We start from the raw sequence: 22,460 nt of genomic DNA, 5'->3' as shown, positions 1-22,460 counted from the left end.
TTCGGTGTTCCCGAACCCGGATCAGGAAGGACGGTCCGAAGGGTCGTGGATCAGGGCAGGTCGGGCAGCTGCCGGGTGCGCTCGTACTCGGCGACCTGGGCGATGCGCCGAGCGTGCCGGTCACTGCCCGAGAAGGACGTGGTCAGGAACGCCTCGACGATGGCGGTGGCCTCGTCGAGGGTGTGCTGGCGGGCACCGACGGCGACCACGTTGGCGTCGTTGTGCTGCCGGCCCAGCTGGGCGGTCTCGACGTTCCACGCCAGCGCCGACCGCACCCCCGCCACCTTGTTCGAGGCGATCTGCTCGCCGTTGCCCGAGCCACCGATGACCACACCCAGGCTGCCCGGGTCGGCCACCACGCGGGTGCCGGCGTGCAGGCAGAAGGCCGGGTAGTCGTCCTCCGGGTCGTAGGCGTGCGGGCCGATGTCGACCACCTCGTAGCCCTGCTTGGCCAGGTGGTTGGCCAGGTGCACCTTCAACTCGAAACCGGCGTGATCGGATCCCAGGTAGACGCGCATACCGGGCAGTCTGTCAGGCCCGTCCCACGAGGCGACGCCGGGGCGGTGCCCCGTGGGACGGGCACCGGATCAGGCCAGTTCGGCGACCACCAGGCCGCCGCGCGCCTTCGGGGTGAACCAGGTGCTCTTGCGGGGCATCTTCTCCCGGGCCAGGTTCACCGCGACGAAGTCGTCGACGGTCACCGGCGCGATGAGGATGGCCAGTTCGGCCCGACCGGACCGCACCTCACCGGTGAGCCAGCTCGCCGGGTAGTCACCGCCGACGTAGGTGATCCGCTTGTCGCCCGGATCCAGGCCGAGGGCGTCGCGCAACAGCAGTCGCTCGACCAGAGCGTGGTCGAGGTTCTCCAGCCGACCGGCGCCGGTGTGCGGCAGCGTCACCGCGTACGCCTGATCGGGAAGCTGGAGCACGACGGTGCCGCCGGTGGCGGGGACCTCGGCCGGGCCGTCGACCGGGGTGATCCGCGCCCCGGCCGCCGTCAACCGCTCCAGCAGTTCCTCGTGGGTGGTGGTCAGCTCGCTGACCAGGCGGTTGTAAGGCTGGATGGCAACCGACGCCGGGGTGGTGACGACCGCCAGGAACCGGGGCATCCCGCCGGTCTGCGCGGCCAGGCTGCGGTGGTTGCCGTCGGCGACGACCAACTCGCCACCACCGGCCAGTGCGGTCAGCTCGTCCTGCTGCGGGCCGGGACCGACCAGCCAGATGGCGTGGGTACGTCCGGCCTGATCGGTGTCGGTGGCGGCGGGCGCCCCGGCGGTGTCGGTGGCCGCCGCGAGCGCGGCGTGCAGCTCGTCGCCACATCCGGTCTGCAGCAGCAGTACGGGTGAGAGCAGGTGCCCCAACGCCTCGGCCAGCGCCACCCGTTCGCGCACCTTCGCGATGAAGACGTCCTCGTTGCGGATGACCAGGCCGGGTTCGTCGGCCCGGGTGGAGATCTGGTCGGTGTCGACCATGGCGAACAGCCCGTAGGCCGACTCCTCGCCCGGCGCGCTGATCCGGTACAGCACCACCACCTGTTCGGCCGGGGTGTAACTGCCGTCGGCCTTCGCCTCCGCGAGCCGGCTCACCGCGTCCGGCAGGGCGTCGACGAAGGACCTGCCGAGGCTCTCCGGGGCCTTGTGCGGCATCTCGATGCCGAGGGCGCTGTGCGGATTCGCCTCGATGATCGCGGTGATCTCCGCGTCGTCGGCGAACTCGTCGTAGTTCTGGGCGCCGGTACCACCGGTGGTGATCCAGGCGCGGGAGATCGGGTGCACGACCGTCATGACCGTTGACGCTACCGGCGGCGCGTCGGGTGCCGCCGCCGGACCCGCCCCGAGCCCACCAGATAAAAGCAGGGTCACCGCCCTGACACCTCAGGTGTGGCGGGGTCCGTCGTCAGCACTCCGCCTCCGCCGCCCGTCGGTGCCGGCCGGTCGACGCCGGCACCACGGCGGGACGACGTGTCGGGGCCGGTCGTGGTCCGTGGTTGCGGATGTCGCGACCGGGAGGGGTCAACCGCGAGGTGGCGGGAACCGAGGCGACGCCCACCGCGCCGTCGCGCCCGAACCCGCCGGCCGCGTTCGGGCTGCGATCCTGCCGGGGAGCGGACCACCTGCCGGCCCGGCCGTTCCCCGGGGTCGGCGCGGTCCGGCCCGCCGCCGGCCCGAGCACGCCCCCACCGCCGCCCTCCTCCCGACTCCAGCGATCGTCGACCGGGGCACGATGCTTGGCCACCAGGCACCTCCACGAGCGGTGGGCTGCGGACATCCGGACAAACGAGTCCGCGACCGCACCGGTGACGCCGGGCCCGCCAGCGGCGTGGCTGCCGGGCCTCGACGTGGCGGCGTCAGGAAGGGACCTCAGCCATCCACGAGGCGTTGAGAAGGTGCCCTTGCTTCCGGCTCAGTCGAAGATGGGGTCGAGGTCGCGGCTGCGCTTGAGTTCGAAGAAGCCGGGGGTACCGGCGACCAGCAGGACACCGTCCCAGAGCCGACCTGCGGCCTCGCCCCTGGGCGCCGGGGTGATCACCGGCCCGAAGAAGGCGACCTGCCGACCGTCGGGGCCGGGGGCGTGGATGACCGGGGTGCCGACGTCGGTGCCGACCGGCCGCATACCCGCCTCGTGGCTGGCCCGCAGCGGCGGGTCGAGGTCGCTGTCGCCGGCCGCCTCGGCCAGCGCCGGGTCGAGTCCGGCGTCGGTCAGGGCGGCGACGTACAGGTCCGCTCCGAGCGGCTCCTTGCCGAGATGGATCCGCGTACCCAGGGCCGTGTAGAGCGCCCGTACGGCGTCGGCGCCGTGGCGCTGCTGCACGGCGACGCAGACCCGCACCGGCCCCCACCCGTTGCGCATCAGCTCCTGGTAGTCGTCGGGCAGTTCCCGACCCTCGTTGAGCACCGACAGGCTCATCACGTGGAAGCGGACGTCGACCGGGCGGACCCGCTCCACCTCCAGCAGCCACCTGGACGTGAGCCACGCCCACGGGCAGATCGGGTCGAACCACATGTCTACGCTGGCGCGCTCGTTCACGACGAGATCCCTTCGCGATGGTGACGCCGACTCACCGGCGTACCTCCGATCTTTCCTCGACCGCCCGCACTCACGCGAGGATCGACCCGTGACCTCGCCCACCACCGCATACCCGTACATGGAAGACTCAGGCCGGACCGGCCGTCACGAGCGGTCGACGGACCATGCGGCCGTGACGGACGGCGAGAGTGGGATGGAGACGAACAGTGCCGGGAGTGCGCAACCTGACACAGGTCGAGGCGACCGAGCGGGCCCGCCTGCTCGACGTGACCGGGTACGACATCAGTCTGGATCTGTCCAGTGCTGTTCACGCCGCCGACGGTCGGACCTTCCGGTCGACCACCGAGGTGCGGTTCCGCTGCACCGAACCGGGGGCGAGCACGTTCATCGAGGTGGCGGCCGACTCGGTACGCTCGGCGACGCTCAACGGCGAACCGGTCGACCTGGCCGACTTCAGCGCCGAGAAGGGGCTCACGCTGACCGGGCTGGCCAGCGAGAACACGCTCGTCGTCGACGCCGACTTCGCCTTCTCCAACTCCGGGCAGGGGTTGCACCGGACCGTCGACCCGGTCGACGGTGAGACCTACCTCTACAGCCAGTTCGAGACGGCCGACGCGCAGCGGGTCTTCGCCTGCTTCGACCAGCCGGACCTGAAGAGCGTCTACACCTGGCACGCCACCGTTCCGGAGCACTGGAAGGTGGTCTCCAACATGCCGGTGGAGCGGGAGGAGGCCGCCGGCGAGGGCCACAAGACGGTGCACTTCGCCACCTCCGCCCGGATGAGCACCTACATCACCGCGCTGTGCGCCGGGCCGTACCACGAGGTCAGGTACACCCACGACGGCATCGACCTGGGCTACTTCTGTCGGGCGAGCATGGCGCAGTATCTGGACTCCGACGACCTGAACCTGGTCACCACGCAGGGCTTCGACTTCTTCCACGAGCAGTTCGGGGTGCGCTACCCGCTGCCCAAGTACGACCAGCTCTGGGTGCCGGACTTCAACGCCGGGGCGATGGAGAACTTCGGCTGCGTGACCCACGCCGAGTCGCACTACCTGTTCCGCTCGCAGGTCACCGACTTCGAGTACGAGCAGCGGGCCAACACCGTCCTGCACGAGCTGGCGCACATGTGGTTCGGCAACCTGGTCACCATGCGCTGGTGGAACGACCTGTGGCTGAACGAGTCGTTCGCCGAATGGGCCAGCCACTGGTGCAACACGCACGCCACCCGGTTCACCGAGGCGTGGACGACCTTCCTGTCCATCCGGAAGAACTGGGGCTACCGGCAGGACCAGCTTTCCTCCACCCACCCGGTCTACTGTGAGATGCCCGACCTGGAGGCCGTCGAGGTCAACTTCGACGGCATCACGTACGCCAAGGGCGCCAGCGTGCTCAAGCAGTTGGTCGCCTACGTGGGCGAGGAGTCCTTCCTGGCCGGTCTGCGCGCCTACTTCGGCCGGCACGCCTGGGGCAACGCCACCTTCGACGACCTGCTGTCCGAGTTGGAGACCGCCTCCGGTCGCAAGTTGACCACCTTCGCCTCCCAGTGGCTGGAGACCGCCCAGGTCAACACGCTGCGCCCGGAGCTGACCATCGACGCGGACGGCACGTACCAGCGGGTGGCGGTCCGTCAGGAGGCCCCGGAGGGCTACCCGACCCTGCGTACCCACCGGATCGGGGTGGGGCTCTACGACCTCACCGACGGTCGGTTGGTGCGCCGCGAGCGGTACGAGGTCGACGTCGACGGCGAGCTGACCGAACTCACCGACCTCACCGGTGTGCCCGCGGCCGACGTGCTGCTGCTCAACGACGACGACCTGAGCTACACCAAGCTGCGGCTGGACGAGCGGTCCATGGCGACGGTGGTCCAGCACATCGCCGGTCTCGACTCGTCGCTGGCGCGGGCGCTGTGCTGGACCGCCGCCTGGGACATGACCCGCGACGCCGAACTGGCCACCCGCGACTACGTCGCCCTGGTGCTGGCCGGGCTGCCGGCGGAGACGGACATCAACCTGGTCACCGCGACGCTGCGCCAGGTCAGCAGCGCGCTCACCTTCTACGCCGACCCGGCCTGGGCCCCGACCGGCTGGGCCGACCTGGCCCGTACCGCGAAGACCGCGCTCGCGGCGGCGGAGCCGGGCAGCGGTTTCCAGCTGGCCTGGGCCCGGGCGTACGTCGCCGCGGCCCGCTCCGGCGAGGACCTGGCCGTGCTGCGCGGCTGGTTGGAGGGCACCCAGGTGACCCCCGGGCTGACCATCGACACCGAGCTGCGGTGGAGCGTGTTGCAGGCGCTGGTGGCCAATGGCGTGGCCGGAGCGTCGGAGATCGAGACGGAGCTGTCCCGGGACAAGACCTCAAGCGGTGAGCGGGAGGCCGCGTACGCGCACGCGCTGGTGCCGACCGAGGCGAACAAGGCCGCCGTCTGGGCGCAGTTGACCGGCCCCGAGGCGCTGCCGAACTGGCGGCACCGGGCGCTGTTGCAGGGCTTCAGCCACCCCACCCAGGTGGAGCTGATCACGCCCTACCGGGACCGGTTTTTCGCCACGGTCGGGCAGGTCTGGGCGACCCGGGACAGCGAGCCGGCGCAGGAGTTCGCCATGCTCATGTACCCGGCGTACCTGGTGCAGGACGACACCGTCGAGGCCACCGACGCCTGGCTGGCACAGGAGGGTCACCCCGGGCCGTTGCGGCGGCTGGTCGCCGAGGGCCGCGACGGCGTGGTCCGCGCGCTCGCCGCGCAGGCCCGGGACGCCCGGACGGCCTGACAGACACTCCACCGGCCCGGGTGCGTCGTGGTTACCCGACGCACCCGGGCCGTTATCGTGGCCAAGGGAGGTGGAGGTGATGGCACAACCGGCTCACGAGTGGCGCCCACCGGAACTCGGCTGGCGGGAGCAGGATCTCGCCGAACTGCCAGAGGATGGAAGTCGCTACGAGATCGTCGACGGAAGCCTCCACGTGACGCCACCGGCCGGCTACGGACACCACTGGCTGGCGGACGAGATCCGGTCGGCGATCCGTGCGTCGGCACCAACGGAGTGGATGATCATCCGCGAGCCGGGGTTCGCGCCCCGAGCGGCAACCTGATTCCGGACATCTCGGTCCTCAAACCGGGCGCGCCGCCCGACGGCATGTGGGCGGATCCGGCGTACGTCGCGCTCGTCGTCGAGGTCGAGTCGCCCAACAGCCGCCGACACGACCGGTTCGCCAAGCCCGCGCTCTACGCCGAGGCCGGCATCCCCTACTACTGGCGGGTGGAACGGGGCGACTTCGGCCCAGTGGTGTACCGCTACGAACTGGTCAAAGAGGTCCACTACAACCTGCTCGGCACGGTCGGGCCGGACGATCCGGTCGAGGTGACCGAGCCGTGGCCGATGCGGCTCGATCCGTCCGCCTGGCCGCGGTGAGCTGCGGAACCATGATCCCGCTCAGGAAAAAGCCCGGCCGCGCGTGACGCGGGCCGGGCTTTGTCGTACGGGTCGGGCTCAGCCTTTACCGGCGTAGCGGGAGAGCTGGTCGAGGCCTTGGATGATGCCGCCGGCGAGATCACCGCCGCCGAACGCGGCCACCATCGACAGGGCGGCGATCTTGGCGTACGTGTCCGGGACGCGCTTGCGGGCGTACCGGCCGGTGACGATCTCCAGCTGACGCTGGTTGGGTGAGATCGCGATCAGCACCGACCGGTCGGGCTCGGCGAGCTGCCGGTGCAGCCGCTCGGCGTGCTCCCGGATCGGCTCGTCGAGTCCGCCGACGAAGACGGAGAAGACCAGACCGGTCGTCCGGTCGGCCACCCGCAGCGCCTCGTCGATGCGCAGCAGCTGGCGGGTCGAGAACGGCCCGTCGAGCACGTCGGGCGGGTTCTCCGTCCCGGCCGCGTGCTGCTTCTCACCAACGGTCACTTGCGCCTCCGGTTCCACCGGTCGGCGCCTCGACGCCGGCCTGTTCCTGCGTGCGGCTGGTCAGCGCGGGCGCCTGTGCCCCCGCCGACAGCGCGGTGCCCGCGGAGTCGGCCAGTTCCTCGGGGCGGCCGAGGAACCACACCGGCGTGAAGGTGAACGGCCGGCCCGGCCGGTAACGCTTGGCACCGAAACCACCGCCCTGGCTGCCCGCGTAGACGAGGCCGGCGATCACCAGCACGATGGCTGCCGGGATGCCGACGAAGACCAGCAACGTGTCGGTTACAGACAATCCCAACGCCCCCAGGCGGAAAGAGAGACCTTCGATCGGGTCGAGTGGCAGATCACCGCGGTGACCTCCCGACTCCGCTGTCATTCACGTTAGCGGAGGCGACGCTCCGCCAGACTGCGGGGTGCCGATCCCATCCGCCACTGGAGGCCTCCAGTTGCGCAGCGGTCGCGATCAGCCTCGCGTCGTCGCCGTAGCGGCCGGTGAGCAGCACGCCGACCGGCAGTCCCTCGGCGGTCACGCCGACCGGCAGCGAAACCGACGGTTGGCCGGTGACGTTGAAGACCGCACAGTACGGCGAGAAGCGACGTTGCCGGTCGAAATCCTCCGCCGGGGTGCGCCCCAGGGAGAACCAGCCGACCGGCGCCTGCGGGGCCGCCAAGGTGGGACAGAGCAGCAGGTCGCAACCGGCGGTACGGCGGACACCGAGGCGTACCTGGGCCTGGATCTCGCCGAGGGTCGCGGTGAGCGTACCGGCGGAGATCCCGGCGGCCTGGGTCCGCAGGAAGCGGGTCAGCGGCAGCAGCTCGGATTCCCGTTGCGGCGGCACCGGGGCGAGCGCGAGGACGTACCAGACGATCTCGAACAGCGGCCAGACCTGCGGGCCGAGCGGCGCCGGCACCTCGACGACCTCGTGCCCGGCGGCGGCGAGCAACGCGGCGGCCCGGTCCACCGCGGCGACGCAGTCCGGGTGGACCGGCTCGTCGGCGAGCATCGGGGTGGTGAACCGGCCGATCCGTAACGGGCCGGGCTCGGCGGTCCGGGCGGCGGCGAGATAGCCGCCCGACGGCGGTGGCGGCGGCAGATACGGCTCGCCGGGCACCGGCTCGGCCAGCACGTCCAGCAACGCGGCCACGTCGGAGACGGTCCGACCGAGCGGACCGTTGGTCGGCAGGCCGAAGGCGCCGAAACCGAGTGGACCGCCGGAGACCAGGCCACGGCTTGGCTTGTAGCCGATCAGCCCGCACAGCGACGCGGGGATCCGCACCGAACCACCGCCGTCCGAGCCCTGCGCCACGGGCACCAGGCCCGCCGCCACGGCCGCGGCCGCGCCGCCGCTGGAACCGCCGGCGGTGTACGCCAACGCCCACGGATTGCGGGCCGGTGGTGCCACCGAAGTCTCGGAGTACAGCGAACAGCCCAGCTCGGAGGTGGTGGTCTTGCCGAGACTGACCAGTCCGGCGGCCCGCATGAAGCGCACCACGTCGGCGTCGACGGGCGGTACGAAGTCCGCGAAGGCGGTCGAACCAAAGGTGGTGCGGACACCTGCGGTCAGGGTCAGGTCCTTTATCGCGGTCGGCACCCCGTGCAGTGGCCCGCGCCGGTCGGCCGGCGTGGCGTCGGCGACGCGGGCGGCTTGGCGCGCCAGCTCTGCGGTGACGGTGACGAAGGCACCGACGGTGTCACCGAGCGCGTCGACCCGGTGCAGATGGTGGTCGACGAGCTCCAGGCTGGACAGTTCACCACGGGCGAGCGCAGCGGCCTGTTCCAGCGCGGTCAGGTCGTGCGGCTCGGCCATGCCGCCATCCTGCCCGCTCAGGCCACTCGTCGCCGCGCCGACACGAGCGTCACGGCCTCAGGAAAGGGTGCCCGGCGGGGACACCCACTCCGAGCGTGGACCACCCACCTCCGCCAACAGGTCGAAGTCCCGGTCGTAGTGGAGCACGGTGGCCGCGTACTCGGCGGCGGAGGCCGCCACCATGAGATCCACCGGACTCGCCGCCCGGTGGTGTCCCCGGGCGGTCAACGCCAGTTGCAGGTCCCGCGCTCTCGTGGCCACAGCCGGAGAGATCGGAAGGTCGATCATCAGCTCCGCACGCCGGGCGCGTACCGTCATCGCATCCCTGAAGTCGCGGGCGCTACGCCCGTCCTCCAGGTCCAACGGGAGGCAGGTCGCGACCAGCCGCTCCTCCAGCAGGGCAAGGATCCGCTTTCCGACGATCGGCTGGCGGAGGCGGCCCCAGGCCGAGGTGTCTATCAGGTACAGGCCTGGTGGAGGGGTCACGCGGCGTCCCGCTCGCCGCCGGGTGTTTTGTCGTCCTCCAGCAAGCCGGTCCAGTCCCGATCGACGGCGAGCAACTCCCGGATCGCCTCCACCCGCTCGCTGCGTTCGGCAACCATCCGGAGCGCGGCGTGAATGGTGTCCTTCTTGCTCTTGGTGCCCAGTTCGCGACGCGCCCGTTCGAGCAGCTCATCATCAAGATCAATAACAGTTTTCACGGCCCAAGTGTATATGAGACTTCCGTCTCTATATATCGACTCGGCCAAGAAAGCGGAGGGCGTTGGTGGAGAGCAGGTCGGCGCGCTGGGCGTCGGTGAGGAAGTCGGCCTGGCGGACCACCGCACCGGCCGGCCGTTCGCCCAGGGGGTACGGGTAGTCGCTGCCCACCAGCACCCGCTCGGCGCCCATGGTGTCCACGAGCAGCCGCAGCGCCGGAGTCGAGAAGACCACCGAGTCGACGTAGAACCGGTCGACATAGGAGCTGGGCGGGGCGGCGGAGGCACCGCGTACCAGGTCGCCACGGCGGTGCCAGGCGTTGTCGGCGCGCCCCAGCCAGAACGGGAAGCTGCCGCCGCCGTGGGCGAAGCAGATGCGCAACGTCTCCGGCACCCGGTCGAACACCCCGCCGAGGATCATCGCCAGCACCGACAGGTGGGTCTCGGCGGGCATGCCGGTGAGCCACCGGGCCATCCAACGGTCCAGCCGGGGACTGCCGGCCATGTCCCACGGGTGGACGAAGACCGGCGCACCGACCTCGGCGCAGTGGGTCAGGAACGTCACGATGCCGGCGTCGTCCAGGTCCCGGTCGCCGACGTGATTGCCGATCTCCACGCCGACGTGGCCGGCCGCGAGGCAGCGGTCCACCTCGGCGCAGGCCGCGTCCGGGTCCTGCAACGGCACCTGGCAGAACGGCAGCAGCCGGTCCCCGCCCGCGGCGGTGACCTCCAGGGTCAGGTCGTTGAAGATCCGGGCCACCTTCACCGCCTGGTCGGCCGGCCGGTCGTAGCAGAAGAAGACCGGGGTGGGCGAGACCACCTGCACGTCGACCCCGTCGGCCGTCATGTCGGCCAGCCGGGTGTCGGCGTCCCAGCACTCGGCGCCGACCGGGCGGAACGCCGTGTCGCCGACCATGATCATGGCGGCGCGCTCCGAGTCGATCCGCAGCCATGGCCAGCCGGACCCGCCGCACGCCACGGCCAGGTCCGGCCAACCCTTCGGTACGACGTGCGTGTGCACGTCCACCACCGGAGACGCCGACGGCACCGGAGCCGCCATCAGCCCTTGCCCGGGTGCAGGGTGCCGCAGTTGTCGCAGGTACGCGCCGACTCGTCGGCGTAGAAGGCGGCGAAGACCGGCGGCAGGTCGGCAGCGATGTCCCGGACCTGCAACTCGACCTCGTGCACCCGGTGGGAACACTCGGGGCAGTACCACTGGAACTTCTCCAGCGTTCCCTCCTCGCGTACCCGCTCGATCACCATGCCGATCGAGCCGGCCTCCGGCCGCTGCGGCGAGTGCGGCGTGTTCCGGGGCAGCATCCACATCTGCCCCTCGCGCACGTGCACCGTACGCGGACCCTCGGGGAGCATCAGGTTGATGTGCATGTTGCCCTTGACCTGGTAGAAGAACTCCTCGTACGGGTCGACGTGAAAGTCGGTGCGCTGATTCGGCCCACCGACGACCATCACGATGAAGTCCTCGGAGCCGGGCAGCATCTCCTTGTTGCCCACCGGCGGCTTCAGCAGGTGCTGGTGATCGGCGATCCAGCCGGGGAAGCTGAACGGCTCGGCGATCTCACTCATGACTGGCCTCCTTCTGGGAGCAGGGCGACGGCCTGCATCTCGATCAGCAGGTGCGGATGCGGCAACTGGTGCACGGCGACCGTGGTCCGGGTCGGTCCGGTCGCGTCGAAGAACTCCGCCCACACCTCGTTGTATCCCCCGAAGTCGTTCATGTTGACCAGATAGGTGGTCACCTGGACCAGGTCGCCCAGCCCCGCACCGACCGACCGCAGCAGGTCCGCGATGTTCTCGATCACCGCCCGCGTCTGCGCCCGGATGTCCAGATCGGTCGTGCCGAACTCGTCCACCGACACGCCCGCGAACGTGTTGTCGGCCCGCCGCGACGACGTCCCCGACACGAAGACGAACCCACCCGCCACCTTCACATGCGGAAACGCCCCCCGAGGCACCGCCTTCCCGGCAACCACCCGGGCTCCGTCACCACTCACGCCAGACCACCCCCGGCACCGTCCGCCGCAGACCCGACCCACCCAACACCGGCGCGGTCCACCCCAGATCCAACCCACCTGACACCGGCGCGCGAAGCCCGACCACGTCAGGGGTTCCGGGCAGCCCGCCCGGCGCAGGGATCAAGCCTGACCGCCCGGAGCCGGGTGGGCTGCCCGGAACCCCCACGCCGATCACGACGAGGCCCGCAACGAAGCCGTACCGAGCTTCTCGACAACCGCCCGCACATGAGCACCAGCACGCAACGGAACAGCGGCCGTCGCCGCGCCCGCCAGGAACACCCAGCCCTCGCGCAACCGCACCCCGTGCCGCCCCGCCAGCCGGATTCCCTCGTCCAGGGCCCGTCGCGGATCGCCGAGGATGGCCGCCGTCGAGCCGACCTGGGCCAACCGTCCGTCGATCTCCAACAGCACGCCCAGGTTGTCCAACCCGTCCGGCACCGGTGACCACGGCCCGATCACGAACGCGCCGGCCGACGTGTTGTCGGCGATGACGTCCGGCAGGGAGAAGGTGAAGTTCGCGTACCGGGAGTCGATCAACTCGATCGCCGGAGCGACCGCCCGCACCGCGTCGGTGAAGTCACCGACCGGTTCACCGGGCTCGGGCAGGCGGTCCAGCAGGAACGCCACCTCCGGCTCGACCCGGGGATGGATGAACGCGGCCATGTCGACCGTGCCGCCGTCGGGGATCCGCATGGTGTCGGTGAGCCGGCCCCAGATCACCTCGTCCACCCCGACCTGGGCCATCTTCGCCTTGCTGGTCAGCCCCATCTTCAGCCCGACCAGCCGCTCCCCCCGATCCAGCCGGCGCTGCACCAGCGCGGTCTGCACCGCGTACGCGGCGTCGACGTCCAGCCCGGTCTCGGCGGCGAGCTGCGCCGTCGCGGTGGCCGTGTCGGCGGCCGTACCGAGCGTCTCGGCGATCCCCGCGATGTCCGGCCCGATCATGACTTCTCCTTGCCGGCCAGGTCCAGCGCCACGTCGACGATCATGTCTTCCTGGCCGCCGACCATTCGGCGTCGGCCCAGTTCCACCAGGATCGACCGGACGTCCACGCCGTAGCGGGCCGAGGCCCGTTCGGCGTGCCGGAGGAAGCTGGAGTAGACCCCCGCGTACCCCAGGGACAGGGTCTCCCGGTCGACCTGGACGGGCCGGTCCTGCAACGGGCGGACGATGTCGTCGGCGGCGTCCATCAGCGCGAAGACGTCGCAGCCGTGCCGCCAGCCGTGCAGTTCCGCGACCGCGACGAAGACCTCCAGCGGCGCGTTGCCGGCGCCGGCCCCCATGCCGGCCAGGGAGGCGTCCACCCGCACCGTCCGGCCGGCCGGCGACCCGACCGGGCCGGCGCCGACGACCCGGCCGTGCTCGACGGCGACGACGCTGTTGGCCACGCCCAGGGAGAGGTTGTGGTGGGCGTGGATGCCGATCTGCGTGCTCGGTTCGAGGACCTGCCGGTACGCGTCGACGCGCTGCGCCACATCGGACATCAGCAGCCGGCCGCCGGAGTCGGTGACGTAGACGCAGTGCGCCCCGTACGACTCCATCAGCTTCGCCTGGGCGGCCAGCCCGGCCGGGTCGTTCATGTGCGACATCATCAGGAAGCCGGCCACGTCCATGCCGTTCTCCCGGGCCCAGGAGATGTGCTGGGCGGAGATGTCCGCCTCCGTGCAGTGGGTGGCGATCCGCACGCTCGTCACGCCCAGCGCCCGGGCGGCCTTCAGGTCGGCGATGGTGCCGATGCCGGGCAGCAGCAGGGTGGTGAGCTTCGCCCTCGTCATCACCTCGGCCGCCGCCGCGATCCAGTCGGCGTCGCTGGCCGCGCCGTGGCCGTAGTTGACGCTGGACCCGGCCAGACCGTCACCGTGGGCCACCTCGATCGCGGCGACCCCGGCGGCGTCCAGTGCGGCGGCGATGGTGCGGACCTGGTCGACGGTGTAGCGGTGGGCGATGGCGTGCATGCCGTCGCGCAACGTCACGTCCTGGATGTACAACTCGGTCACTGGGCCAGCACCTCCTTCCGCAGGGCGACCAACCGCTGCGCGGTGCGCAGCGCGGCCGAGGTCATGATGTCCAGGTTCCCGGCGTACGCGGGCAGATAGTGCCCGGCGCCGGAGACCTCCAGGAAGACCGAGACCTGCAACCCGGTGAGCTGCCGCCCCAACGACGGCACGTGGGTGTCGACGCGGTCGAACTGCACGTCCTGCTTGAGCCGGTAGCCGGGCACGTACTCCTGCACGCTGGCCACCATGTCGCCGACGGAGGCGGCGATGGCGGCGCGGTCGGCGTCGGCATTCGGACAGAGACAGTAGACGGTGTCGCGCATCAGCAGCGGCGGGTCGGCCGGGTTGAGCACGATGATCGCCTTGCCTCGCTCAGCGCCGCCGACCACCTCGATCGCCCGGGCCGTGGTCTCGGTGAACTCGTCGATGTTGGCCCGGGTGCCCGGGCCGGCCGACCGCGAGGCGATCGACGCGACGATCTCCCCGTACGCGACCGGGGTCACCCGCCGCACCGCGGCGACGATCGGCACGGTCGCCTGCCCGCCGCAGGTGACCATGTTCAGGTTGGTCTCGCCCAGATGCTCCTCCAGGTTGACCGGCGGCACGACGTACGGGCCGATCGCCGCCGGGGTAAGGTCGATCACGGTCCGCCCCTGTGCCCGCAGGACGGCGTCGTGGTGCCGGTGCGCACCCGCCGAGGTGGCGTCGAAGACCAGTTCCACGTCGGCGAACTCGGGCATCGCGACAAGTCCCTCGACACCCCGCGCGGTGGTCGCCACGCCGAGCCGGCGGGCCCGGGCCAGCCCGTCGGAGGCCGGGTCGATACCGGCCATCGCCACCATCCGCAGCGAGTCCGACAGCCGCAGTATTTTGATCATCAGGTCGGTGCCGATGTTGCCCGACCCGATCACCGCCACACCCGTCATCCGTGCACCTCCTTGGAGAAACAGGTCCGCACCGAGCCGAGACCGGAAATGCGTGCCTCGTAGGCCGCGCCCGGCGTCACCGCCACCATCGGGCCGAGCGCGCCGGAGAGCACCACGTCACCGGCGCGCAGCGGATCACCGGCGCGGGCCGTCGTGCCGGCCAGCCAGGCCAGCGCGTGCCACGGGTTGCCCAGGCAGGCCACCCCGGCGCCCACCGACACCGGCTCTCCGGCGTGTTCCAGGACCATCCCGCACAGCCGCAGGTCGACCTCGGCCGGCCGGCGGGGCGTGGTGCCGAGCACGAACAGGCCGCTGGAGGCGTTGTCGGCCACCGTGTCCACGATGGAGATGTCCCAACCGGCGACCCGCGAGTCGACGATCTCGATGGCCGGCAGCAGGTGGTCGACGGCGCGCAGCAGGTCGGCGGTGGTGACCCGGTCGTCGGGCAGGTCGGCACCGAGCACGAAGGCGACCTCCGCCTCCACCCGGGGTTGCAGCAGGCGCCCGATCGCCACCTCGGCACCGTCGGGCACCGCCATCGCGTCGGTGAGCACCCCGAAGTCCGGCTCGTACACCCCGAAGCTCTCCTGGACCGCCCGGGAGGTCAACCCGATCTTCGCGCCCACCCGGCGCTGCCCGGACGCCAGCCACTCGCCCACCTGGCGCTGCTGCACCCGGTACGCGGCCTGGACGTCCCCCTCCGGCAGCAGCCGCCCACGCAACGGCGGACACGGTCTGCCGCCGGCGCGAGCCTCGGCGAGCTCCCGGGCCGCCGACTCGACGTCGTTCATGACAGCTCCACGCAGACGTTCGTCAGCTCCGAGTAGAAATTCAGCGAGTGCACGCCGCCCTCCCGACCGATGCCCGAGGCCTTCACCCCGCCGAACGGGGTCCGCAGGTCGCGCAGGAACCACGTGTTGACCCAGACGATGCCGGCGTCCAACCGGGCACCGGCCCGGTGCGCCCGACCCACGTCGCGGGTCCAGACCGTCGCCGCCAGGCCGTACTCGGTGCCGTTGGCCAGCGCGTACGCCTCGTCCTCGTCGTCGAACGGTGCCACGTGCACCACCGGCCCGAAGATCTCCTCGCGGTTGGTCCGCGCGTCCGGGCCGAGCCCGGTCAGCACCGTCGGCTGCACGTACGCGCCACCGTCGCGGGCGTCGTCGAACCGGGGCACCCCGCCGCCGGCGAGCACCCGGGCGCCCTCGGCCCGCGCCAGGTCGTAGTGCCCGAGCACCTTGTCCCGGTGGCCGTGCGAGATCAGCGGCATGTTCACCGTCGCCTCGTCGGCCGGCCAGCCGTACGCCAGCTCGCCGGCGCGCTCGGCCAGCCGCGCGGTGAACTCCTCGAACACCGGCCGCTGCACGTAGATCCGCTCCGTGCAGAGGCACACCTGACCGCCGTTGGTGAAACTCGACCGGACCGAACCGGCCACCGCCGCGTCCAGGTCCGCGTCGGCGAAGACCAGTCCGGCGTTCTTGCCACCCAACTCGAAGCTGACCGCCTTCACCCCGTCGGCGGCGGCCCGCATGATGGCGCCGCCGGTGGCCGACTCGCCGGTGAAGGTGATCGCGTCGACGTCCGGATGGCGGGTGAGGAACTCGCCGGCCGAGCCGGGTCCGAAACCGTGCACCAGGTTGAACACGCCGTCGGGCACCCCGGCCGCCGCCATCACCTCGGCGAGCAGCGTGGCCGACGCCGGCGTCTCCTCGCTCGGCTTGACCACCACCGCGTTGCCGCAGGCCAGAGCGGGGGCGACCTTCCAGGTGAGCAGCAGCAGCGGCAGGTTCCACGGCACGATGACCGCGACCACGCCGACCGGCTTGCGCACCGCGTAGTTGAGCGCCCGCCCACCGGTCGGGGTGACCGTGGTGAACGACTCGGTCGGCGCGGTCGCCACGATCTCCGCGAAGGCCCGGAAGTTCGCCGCGCCGCGCGGGATGTCCAGGGTGCGGGCCTGGGAGATGGACTTGCCGGTGTCGGCGACCTCGGCGGACACCAGGTCGTCGAAACGACGCTCCAACTCGTCGGCGATCCGGCGCAGCACCTCGGCACGTTCCCGCTCCCCCGCCCGACCCCACGGGCCCCGCAACGCCGTCCGCGCCGCCGCCACCGCATCGTCCACAGTGGACCGGTCCGCCTCGACCACCTCGAACACCGGCTCGCCGGTCACCGGGCTGCGTTTGGTGAACCGGTTTCCGGCGTCGACGAACTCGCCGCCGACGAAGTTCCTCAGCAGTCCGGGGCCGGCCGGTGCCCGCCCGGCCATCAGTCGGGGATCCCAGAGCGTCATCCGCGCCCCCTGAGCCCGAGTGCCACCGCCGCGCCGACCACCGCCGCCAGGCCGGCCACCGCCAGGCCGACCACCTGGTACTGCCGGCGGACCCGACGGCGCACCTGCGCGTACGGGACGGTGGAGAAGGACACCAGCTCGTACTGGGAGACGTACCGGCCGGGCAGCGCCCGCTCCAGGGCGTGCTCGACCTGCTTGCGGGCCCGGAAGACCGGGGAGGCGACCTTGTCGCGCATCTCCACGAAGTTGGCCAGCGCCATCCGGGCGATCGCCTCGGCGTTGTCCTGCCGGCGGTGCTGGAACAGCGGCAGCGCCGCCGACCAGTCCCCGGCACACTCGTCGAGGCAGCGGTCCAGCTCCACCACGTCCTCGAAGGCGCAGTTCGCGCCCTGGCCGTAGAACGGCACGATGGCGTGCGCCGCGTCGCCGAGCAGGGCGACCCGCCCGTCGACCTGCCACGGGTCGCACCGCACCGTGCCGAGCACCCCGACCGGGTTGTGCTGGTAGTCGTCGACCAGGTTCGGGGCGATCGGCGGCAGGTCCGGATAGTGCTGCGCGAAGTGCCGCTCGATCGCCGCCGGGCTGCCCAGCGAGGCGAAGCCCGCGGTGCCGTGGGTGGGCCAGAACAGGGTGCAGGTGAACGAGCGGTCCGGGTTGGGCAGCGCGATCATCATCGAGGTGCCGCGCGGCCAGATGTGCAGCGCACCCGGGTCGAGGGCGAAGTCGCCGTCCAGCGGCGGGATCGTCAGTTCCTTGTAGCCGTAGTCGAGAAAGTCGACGCTCTCGGTGACCAGGCCGTGGGCGAGCAGCTGCCCGCGTACCGCCGAGCCGGCACCGTCGGTGCCGAGCACCACCCGCGCGCCCTCGGTCACCGGGCCGCCCGGCGTCTCGAAGGTCATGGTCCCGGTCGCCGGGTCGAGCCCGACCAGCCGGTGCTCGAAGGCGATCCGCACCCCCGGCAGCTTGGCGGCGGCCGCCAGCAGGGCGTTGTTCAACGCACCCCGGCTGATCGAGTTGATCGCCCGGTCGCCGGAGACGCTGTACGGCTGGAATCCGGTTGGCCCGCCGACCGGATGGATCATCCGGCCCCGCATCGGCAACGCGTCCGCCATCACCTGCTCGGCCAGTCCGATGCGACGCAGCGCGTCGAGCCCTCGCTCGGAGAGCGCCAGATTGATCGAGCGGCCCCGTTCGGGGGTGCCGCTGCGCGGGTCCGGGCGGCGCTCGTAGAGCGCCACCGGATGGCCCCGGCGGGCCAGGAAGCAGGCCAGCAGGCAACCGGCCAGCCCGGCGCCGACCACCGCGATCTCGTCGCGTTCCCCGGTCACCGGGCCACCCCCGAAACCGTCGCGGCCAGCGCCTCGGCGACCCGCCAGCAGTCGTGATACGTCGAGTACAGCGGCACCGGGGCGAACCTGACCACGTCCGGCTCCCGGGCGTCGGCGATCACCCCGTGCTCGTGGCGCAACCGTCTGGTCAGCTCGTTGGCGCTGCCCGCGCCGATGCGTACCGAGAGCTGGCATCCGCGCCGGCGCGGCTCGCGTGGGGTGATCACCCGCAGCGGCCGGTCGGCGGTGACCTCGTCCAGCAGCCGCTCAAGGTAGCCGGTGAGCCGCAGGCTACGCGCCCGCAGCGCCGGCATGCCGACCGAGTCGAACAGTTCCAGCGAGGTGCGGACCGGCCCCATCGCGAAGATCGGCGGGTTGGAGATCTGCCACGCCTCCACGGTGGCCGGTGGTCGACTGACCGGAGCCATCTGGAACCGGGTCGCCGCCGCCGTGCTCCACCAGCCCTCGAAGCGGGGCAGCGTCGCGTCGCCGTGGTGTCGTTCGTGGACGAAGACCCCGGCCAGCGCGCCAGGCCCCGAGTTGAGGTACTTGTACGAGCACCAGGCGGCGAAGTCGACGTCCCAGTCGTGCAGCGACAGCGGGACGTTGCCCGCCGCGTGGGCCAGGTCCCACCCGACGACCGCACCGGCGGCCCGGGCCGCCGCGGTGATCGCCGGGATGTCCATCAGCTCGCCGGTGAGGTAGTTGACGCCACCGAGCAGGACCAGCGCCACGGCGTGGCCCTCGGCCGCCAGGTACCCGGTGACGTCCTCGGTGCGCAGGGTGTCCTCACCGGGGCGCGGCGTGAGCCGGACGACCGTGGTGTCGGGGTCGAGACCGTGGAAGCGTGCCTGGCTGCGCACCGCGTAGCTGTCCGACGGGAAGGCGCTGTCCTCGATGACGATCCGGGTCCGCTCGCCTGCCGGCCGGTAGAAGCTGACCATCAGCAGGTGCAGGTTGACCGTCAGCGAGTTCATCACCACGGTCTCCGTGGGCAGGGCGCCGACCAGTCGGGCGGCCGGCGCCGTCAGCAGCTCGTGGTACGGCAGCCAGGGCCGTTCGGCGGCCAGATGCCCCTCCACGCCGAGCCGGCTCCAGGCGTCCAGGTCGGCCAGGAGTTCGTCGCGGGTGGCCCTCGGTTGCAGGCCGAGCGAGTTGCCTGCCAGGTAGGCAGCCTCCGGATAGCGCCCACCGTCTGCCGGCGGCACGTGGAACAGGTGCCGGTGCCCCGGTTCGGCCGCGTCGAGGCGGAACGCTTCGGCCTCGGTGTCGTTGCTCATCGTCGTCACAACCGCCTCACATCGCCGTCCGGGCCGACCACAGTTCGGGGAAGACCACCCGGGCCATGCTGCGTTGCAGCCACGCCAGACCGGCGGAGCCGCCGCTGCCCACCTTGGCGCCCATCGTCCGCTGCACCGCCTTGATGTGGTGGTGCCGCCAGTCGCCGAACTGCTCGGCCACCTCGGTCAGCGCCTCGCCGAGCATCCGCAGGTGGTTGTCGGGCCCGGCATCGGCGTAGATCCGCACCCAGGCCGCCTCCACGGCGGGGTGCGTCTCGTGTTCGGTGGCCACGTCCCGCTCCAGCAGGTCCGCCGGCAGGTCGTGACCGTGCCGGGCGAGCAGGGCGACCACCTCGTCCCAGACGCTCGGGGTGGCCAGGGCGTCGGTGAGCTCGGCGTACACCTCGGTCTGCCGCCGGAACGGGCGGATGAGTGCCGGGTCGCGCAGCCCGAGCAGGAACTCCAGCTGGCGGTACATCGCCGACTGGAAGCCCGACCCCTCGCCGAGCAGGTTGCGGAAGCGGTTGAAGTCGGCCGGGGTCATCCAGCGCAGCCCCCGCCAGGCGGCGTTGAGCCCTTCCAGGTGCAGCGCGGCGCGGCGCAGCGGGGCCAACGCCTCCCACACCCGGTCGGCGCGCAGCAGCCGGGACGTCTCCCGCAGTTCGTGACAGGTCAGGCCGAAGTACAACTCCATGATCTGGCTGACCATCAGGAACGACATCTCGCCCGGGTCGGCGCTGAGCGGCTGTTGCAGCCGATGCAGCGTGCTGGCCTGCACGTACGCGTCGTACGGCACCCGCTCGGCGAACTCCAAGGTCGGTTCGCCGCCGTTGCGGGCGGCCCGCGCCACCCGCTGCCGTGCGGTGACCGGACGCACCTCCGTCCGGGGCCGCAGCTCCGTCTGCTCCATGCGTCCGCTCCTCCCGGCTCGCCCGTCCAGTCATGATCTCCCGTGCGGTTGGCCAGATGGAATGCCTGTTCAACGGCGCTTTCGGTGGTCGACCTAAGGAACGGAAGCCGCTCGCCGGTAATGACCTGCCGGACGTAAGGTCGCGGGCATGGACGAGATGGACTGGGCCCTGCTCCGCGAGTTGCAGGCCGACGCGCGGTTGTCCTTCAGCGAGTTGTCCCGGCGGGTGCACCTGTCCCCACCGGCGGTCGCCGAGCGGGTCCGCCGGTTGGAGGAGACCGGCGTGATCAGCGGGTACCACGCCCACGTCGACCTGGCCCGGGCCGGCCGCACCGTGGTGGCGCTGATCCGGATGTCCTGTTACGGCGCCCGGTGCATCCTGCACGATCCCGAGGTCGCGCGATGGCCGGAGATCCTGGAGATCCACCGGATCACCGGGGACGCGTGCAGTGTGTTGAAGGTCGCGGCCGGCTCGATCGGGGACTTCGAGGCGGTCATCGACCGACTCGCCCCCTACGGACAGCCGTCGAGCACGATGGTGCTCTCCACCCCACTCGCCTGGCAGCCGGTCACCGCGACGGAAGGGCGCCCTCCTGACAGCCGTCCCCGTCGCCGGGAGCCGGGTTAGCCACCGGAGCAGGGGGAAAGCCACGCGGGTCGCCCCAGCAGGAACCGGTACGCCGGTGCCGGGAGGGAGGATCATGCGAGGTCTGCGACAGTACGGAGGCGTCCAGCACGCCCCGTCGACCATCGCCCGACTGTTCGGGGCGTTCGTCCTGATCGCGGCGTTCGCTCTGGCCGGGCTGCTGCTGCCCGGCACCGCACCCGCCAGAGCGGGTGAGAACACCTTCGTCGAGGTGACGCCGAACAGCGTCCAGGCCGGCTCCCGGGTGAACATCCGGGCCAGCTGCGACAACGCCAACGGCCGCCAGGCCGAGGTGACCTCGGACGCGTTCGACCGGGTCTACCTCCGGCCGGACAACGGGTTCCTCACCGGCTCGGTCACCGTGCCCGGCAACAAGGCGGCCGGCGACTATTCGGTGCACCTGCGCTGCGACAACGGCCGGACCGCGAGCACCACCCTCACCGTGCTGAACATGGACCAGCCCACCAAGGGCCCGGCCACCGGTGGTGGCGGTACGGCCGACCGGGGCACCGGGTCGATGCTGCTGCTCGGTGGCGTCGCCACGGTGACCGCGATGGTGATCTTCGGCCTGTTCAGCAGCCGGCGCCGGGCCGGTTCCTGACCCACCGTCATCATGGCGGGCTTCCGCGTACCCGCGCCGGAACCGGGCCCCGGTCCACGCCGTACCGACCGCCGGGGCCGACGTGCCTGGCGGCGAACGGTCGCCGCGGCCGGCCGGCTGGTCCGGGTCGCCGCGCAGGTCGGTTCGGCGAGCGTCGCCACGCCCGATCCCGCGGCGGCACCGCTACCGCCCCGGCGACGCCCGAACCGGTCGGTGGGAACCAGACGTTCCGGTCACTCCGGTCCGGGACTACCGGTACTGGTGATCGGCTCGCTGATGCTGCTGATCATCGCGATGCTCGGTGTCGAGCGGATGACCGGGCTCAGCGTGCTACCGGACCGGTTCATCGCCGGGCTGGCACCGCCGTCCAAGAAGTTCCCGCTGCTGGCGGCGAGCGAGCCGGTCGGCATCGAGATCAACAAGATCGACCTGGCCGCCCCGGTGCACAACGTGGGCATCGCGCCCGACGGCAGCATCGCCGCGCCGCCGGCCGAGCGGGCCCAGGAGGCCGGCTGGTACGACCAGGGGCCCACCCCCGGCCAGTACGGTCCGGCTGTCATCGTGGGGCACGTCGACACCACCACCGGACCGGCGGTCTTCCACCAGCTGCCCCAGTTGCGCACCGGCGACCGGGTCGAGGTCGCCCGCTCGGACGGCTCGGTGGCGATCTTCGAGGTCGACCGGGTCGACCGGTTCGACAAGGAACAACTACCCACGGACGACGTCTTCGGTGACTTCAGCCGTCCGCAGCTCCGGTTGATCACCTGCGGCGGGCGCTGGGTGGGTGGGCAGACCGGGTACGCGGACAACGTCGTGGTGTTCGCTTCGCTTGTCGAGGCCCGGTAGGGGTCGCTCTGGGAGTTTTCGGGGAAGCCCGACCCGCTCCGGGCGGTCAGGCTTGATCCCTGCGCGGGTCGGGCTCCCCCGAAAACCTGTTCGGCGCACTTCCCGCGCGGAGGGCGCGGGGATGTCGTCCCCGCAGCACCGCTGGGTGAAGGATCTGGATTGAGCGCTCCC

At 71.5% G+C, this 22,460-nt stretch carries 26 protein-coding genes; 6 read left to right on the top strand and 20 right to left on the bottom strand.

Annotated features, from left to right (window positions below):
- Positions 1-50: 50 nt before the first annotated feature.
- The 4 genes from O3597_RS03165 to O3597_RS03150 all read right to left on the bottom strand — a co-directional run bounded on the left by O3597_RS03165 (position 51) and on the right by O3597_RS03150 (position 3,027).
- On the bottom strand, positions 51-518 hold the full coding sequence (locus O3597_RS03165) for a ribose-5-phosphate isomerase (protein ID WP_164447434.1): 468 nt from the start codon (positions 516-518) through the stop codon (positions 51-53).
- A gap of 69 nt (positions 519-587) precedes the next feature.
- Entirely contained in the window at positions 588-1,784 is a 1,197-nt protein-coding gene (locus O3597_RS03160; RefSeq protein ID WP_164447435.1) for a DUF1015 family protein, read from the bottom strand.
- Between the two features lie 112 nt (positions 1,785-1,896).
- Positions 1,897-2,235 (bottom strand): hypothetical protein, encoded by a 339-nt coding sequence (locus O3597_RS03155; RefSeq protein WP_164447436.1) that lies wholly within the window; start codon positions 2,233-2,235, stop codon positions 1,897-1,899.
- A gap of 168 nt (positions 2,236-2,403) precedes the next feature.
- The gene (locus tag O3597_RS03150) at positions 2,404-3,027 is read right to left on the bottom strand and encodes a disulfide bond formation protein DsbA (RefSeq protein WP_281603210.1); all 624 of its coding nucleotides are present in this window, start codon (positions 3,025-3,027) and stop codon (positions 2,404-2,406) included.
- Positions 3,028-3,242: 215 nt separating this feature from the next.
- On the opposite strand from O3597_RS03150, the gene pepN reads away from it, so the two are divergent.
- From pepN to O3597_RS03135, 3 genes are all read left to right on the top strand, one after another.
- The gene (gene pepN / locus O3597_RS03145) at positions 3,243-5,792 is read left to right on the top strand and encodes an aminopeptidase N (protein WP_164447438.1); all 2,550 of its coding nucleotides are present in this window, start codon (positions 3,243-3,245) and stop codon (positions 5,790-5,792) included.
- 79 nt (positions 5,793-5,871) lie between these two features.
- The gene (locus tag O3597_RS03140; RefSeq protein ID WP_281603209.1) at positions 5,872-6,114 is read left to right on the top strand and encodes a hypothetical protein; all 243 of its coding nucleotides are present in this window, start codon (positions 5,872-5,874) and stop codon (positions 6,112-6,114) included.
- A complete protein-coding gene (locus tag O3597_RS03135) occupies positions 6,066-6,434 on the top strand; it encodes a Uma2 family endonuclease (RefSeq protein WP_281603208.1) in 369 nt (122 codons plus the stop codon). Before O3597_RS03140 ends, O3597_RS03135 begins: the two co-directional genes overlap by 49 nt.
- 78 nt (positions 6,435-6,512) lie before the next feature.
- Here the strand turns inward: O3597_RS03135 and O3597_RS03130 are convergent, their stop codons facing one another.
- The 16 genes from O3597_RS03130 to O3597_RS03055 all read right to left on the bottom strand — a co-directional run bounded on the left by O3597_RS03130 (position 6,513) and on the right by O3597_RS03055 (position 20,196).
- Positions 6,513-6,926: a DUF5130 family protein gene (locus O3597_RS03130; protein WP_164447440.1), complete on the bottom strand. Its 414-nt coding sequence runs from the start codon at positions 6,924-6,926 to the stop codon at positions 6,513-6,515.
- The gene (locus O3597_RS03125) at positions 6,913-7,197 is read right to left on the bottom strand and encodes a hypothetical protein (protein WP_281604459.1); all 285 of its coding nucleotides are present in this window, start codon (positions 7,195-7,197) and stop codon (positions 6,913-6,915) included. Before O3597_RS03125 ends, O3597_RS03130 begins: the two co-directional genes overlap by 14 nt.
- Before the next feature lie 70 nt (positions 7,198-7,267).
- Entirely contained in the window at positions 7,268-8,731 is a 1,464-nt protein-coding gene (locus O3597_RS03120; RefSeq protein ID WP_281603207.1) for an amidase, read from the bottom strand.
- 57 nt (positions 8,732-8,788) lie between these two features.
- A complete protein-coding gene (locus O3597_RS03115; protein WP_164447442.1) occupies positions 8,789-9,217 on the bottom strand; it encodes a PIN domain-containing protein in 429 nt (142 codons plus the stop codon).
- Positions 9,214-9,432 carry a type II toxin-antitoxin system VapB family antitoxin gene (locus O3597_RS03110; RefSeq protein ID WP_164447443.1) on the bottom strand — a complete coding sequence of 73 codons (219 nt, stop codon included), beginning with the start codon at positions 9,430-9,432 and terminating at the stop codon, positions 9,214-9,216. Before O3597_RS03110 ends, O3597_RS03115 begins: the two co-directional genes overlap by 4 nt.
- A 28-nt stretch (positions 9,433-9,460) precedes the next feature.
- A complete protein-coding gene (locus tag O3597_RS03105) occupies positions 9,461-10,489 on the bottom strand; it encodes an amidohydrolase family protein (RefSeq protein ID WP_281603206.1) in 1,029 nt (342 codons plus the stop codon).
- Positions 10,489-11,013, bottom strand: a complete 525-nt coding sequence (locus tag O3597_RS03100) for a 3-hydroxyanthranilate 3,4-dioxygenase (protein WP_281603205.1) — start codon at positions 11,011-11,013, stop codon at positions 10,489-10,491. Before O3597_RS03100 ends, O3597_RS03105 begins: the two co-directional genes overlap by 1 nt.
- Positions 11,010-11,441 (bottom strand): RidA family protein, encoded by a 432-nt coding sequence (locus O3597_RS03095; protein ID WP_164447446.1) that lies wholly within the window; start codon positions 11,439-11,441, stop codon positions 11,010-11,012. Before O3597_RS03095 ends, O3597_RS03100 begins: the two co-directional genes overlap by 4 nt.
- 192 nt (positions 11,442-11,633) lie before the next feature.
- On the bottom strand, positions 11,634-12,407 hold the full coding sequence (locus O3597_RS03090) for a fumarylacetoacetate hydrolase family protein (protein ID WP_164447447.1): 774 nt from the start codon (positions 12,405-12,407) through the stop codon (positions 11,634-11,636).
- Complete coding sequence (gene dmpG / locus O3597_RS03085; RefSeq protein WP_281603204.1) at positions 12,404-13,459, bottom strand: 4-hydroxy-2-oxovalerate aldolase; 1,056 nt, start codon at positions 13,457-13,459, stop codon at positions 12,404-12,406. Before dmpG ends, O3597_RS03090 begins: the two co-directional genes overlap by 4 nt.
- On the bottom strand, positions 13,456-14,385 hold the full coding sequence (locus O3597_RS03080; RefSeq protein WP_281603203.1) for an acetaldehyde dehydrogenase (acetylating): 930 nt from the start codon (positions 14,383-14,385) through the stop codon (positions 13,456-13,458). The genes dmpG and O3597_RS03080 overlap by 4 nt, the downstream gene beginning before the upstream one ends.
- On the bottom strand, positions 14,382-15,176 hold the full coding sequence (locus O3597_RS03075; protein WP_281603202.1) for a fumarylacetoacetate hydrolase family protein: 795 nt from the start codon (positions 15,174-15,176) through the stop codon (positions 14,382-14,384). The genes O3597_RS03080 and O3597_RS03075 overlap by 4 nt, the downstream gene beginning before the upstream one ends.
- Positions 15,173-16,654, bottom strand: coding sequence for a 2-hydroxymuconic semialdehyde dehydrogenase (locus tag O3597_RS03070; RefSeq protein ID WP_281604458.1), 1,482 nt, complete (start codon positions 16,652-16,654; stop codon positions 15,173-15,175). The genes O3597_RS03075 and O3597_RS03070 overlap by 4 nt, the downstream gene beginning before the upstream one ends.
- 20 nt (positions 16,655-16,674) lie before the next feature.
- Entirely contained in the window at positions 16,675-18,006 is a 1,332-nt protein-coding gene (locus tag O3597_RS03065) for an NAD(P)/FAD-dependent oxidoreductase (protein WP_281603201.1), read from the bottom strand.
- The gene (gene kynU, locus O3597_RS03060) at positions 18,003-19,286 is read right to left on the bottom strand and encodes a kynureninase (RefSeq protein WP_281603200.1); all 1,284 of its coding nucleotides are present in this window, start codon (positions 19,284-19,286) and stop codon (positions 18,003-18,005) included. Before kynU ends, O3597_RS03065 begins: the two co-directional genes overlap by 4 nt.
- Positions 19,287-19,302: 16 nt before the next feature.
- Positions 19,303-20,196, bottom strand: coding sequence for a tryptophan 2,3-dioxygenase family protein (locus O3597_RS03055; RefSeq protein WP_281603199.1), 894 nt, complete (start codon positions 20,194-20,196; stop codon positions 19,303-19,305).
- Positions 20,197-20,344: 148 nt separating this feature from the next.
- Between O3597_RS03055 and O3597_RS03050 the strand changes: the two genes are divergently transcribed.
- From O3597_RS03050 to O3597_RS03040, 3 genes are all read left to right on the top strand, one after another.
- Complete coding sequence (locus tag O3597_RS03050; RefSeq protein ID WP_164447453.1) at positions 20,345-20,824, top strand: Lrp/AsnC family transcriptional regulator; 480 nt, start codon at positions 20,345-20,347, stop codon at positions 20,822-20,824.
- 73 nt (positions 20,825-20,897) lie between these two features.
- Entirely contained in the window at positions 20,898-21,443 is a 546-nt protein-coding gene (locus O3597_RS03045; protein WP_281603198.1) for a hypothetical protein, read from the top strand.
- Positions 21,444-21,455: 12 nt separating this feature from the next.
- Positions 21,456-22,289: a class F sortase gene (locus O3597_RS03040; RefSeq protein ID WP_281603197.1), complete on the top strand. Its 834-nt coding sequence runs from the start codon at positions 21,456-21,458 to the stop codon at positions 22,287-22,289.
- The last annotated feature ends 171 nt before the right edge of the window (positions 22,290-22,460 follow it).

Origin of the sequence: Verrucosispora sp. WMMA2044, from assembly GCF_027497155.1 — a bacterium.
In the GTDB taxonomy this organism is placed as follows: domain Bacteria; phylum Actinomycetota; class Actinomycetes; order Mycobacteriales; family Micromonosporaceae; genus Micromonospora; species Micromonospora palythoicola.
This window is presented reverse-complemented; position numbering and strand designations above follow the sequence as displayed.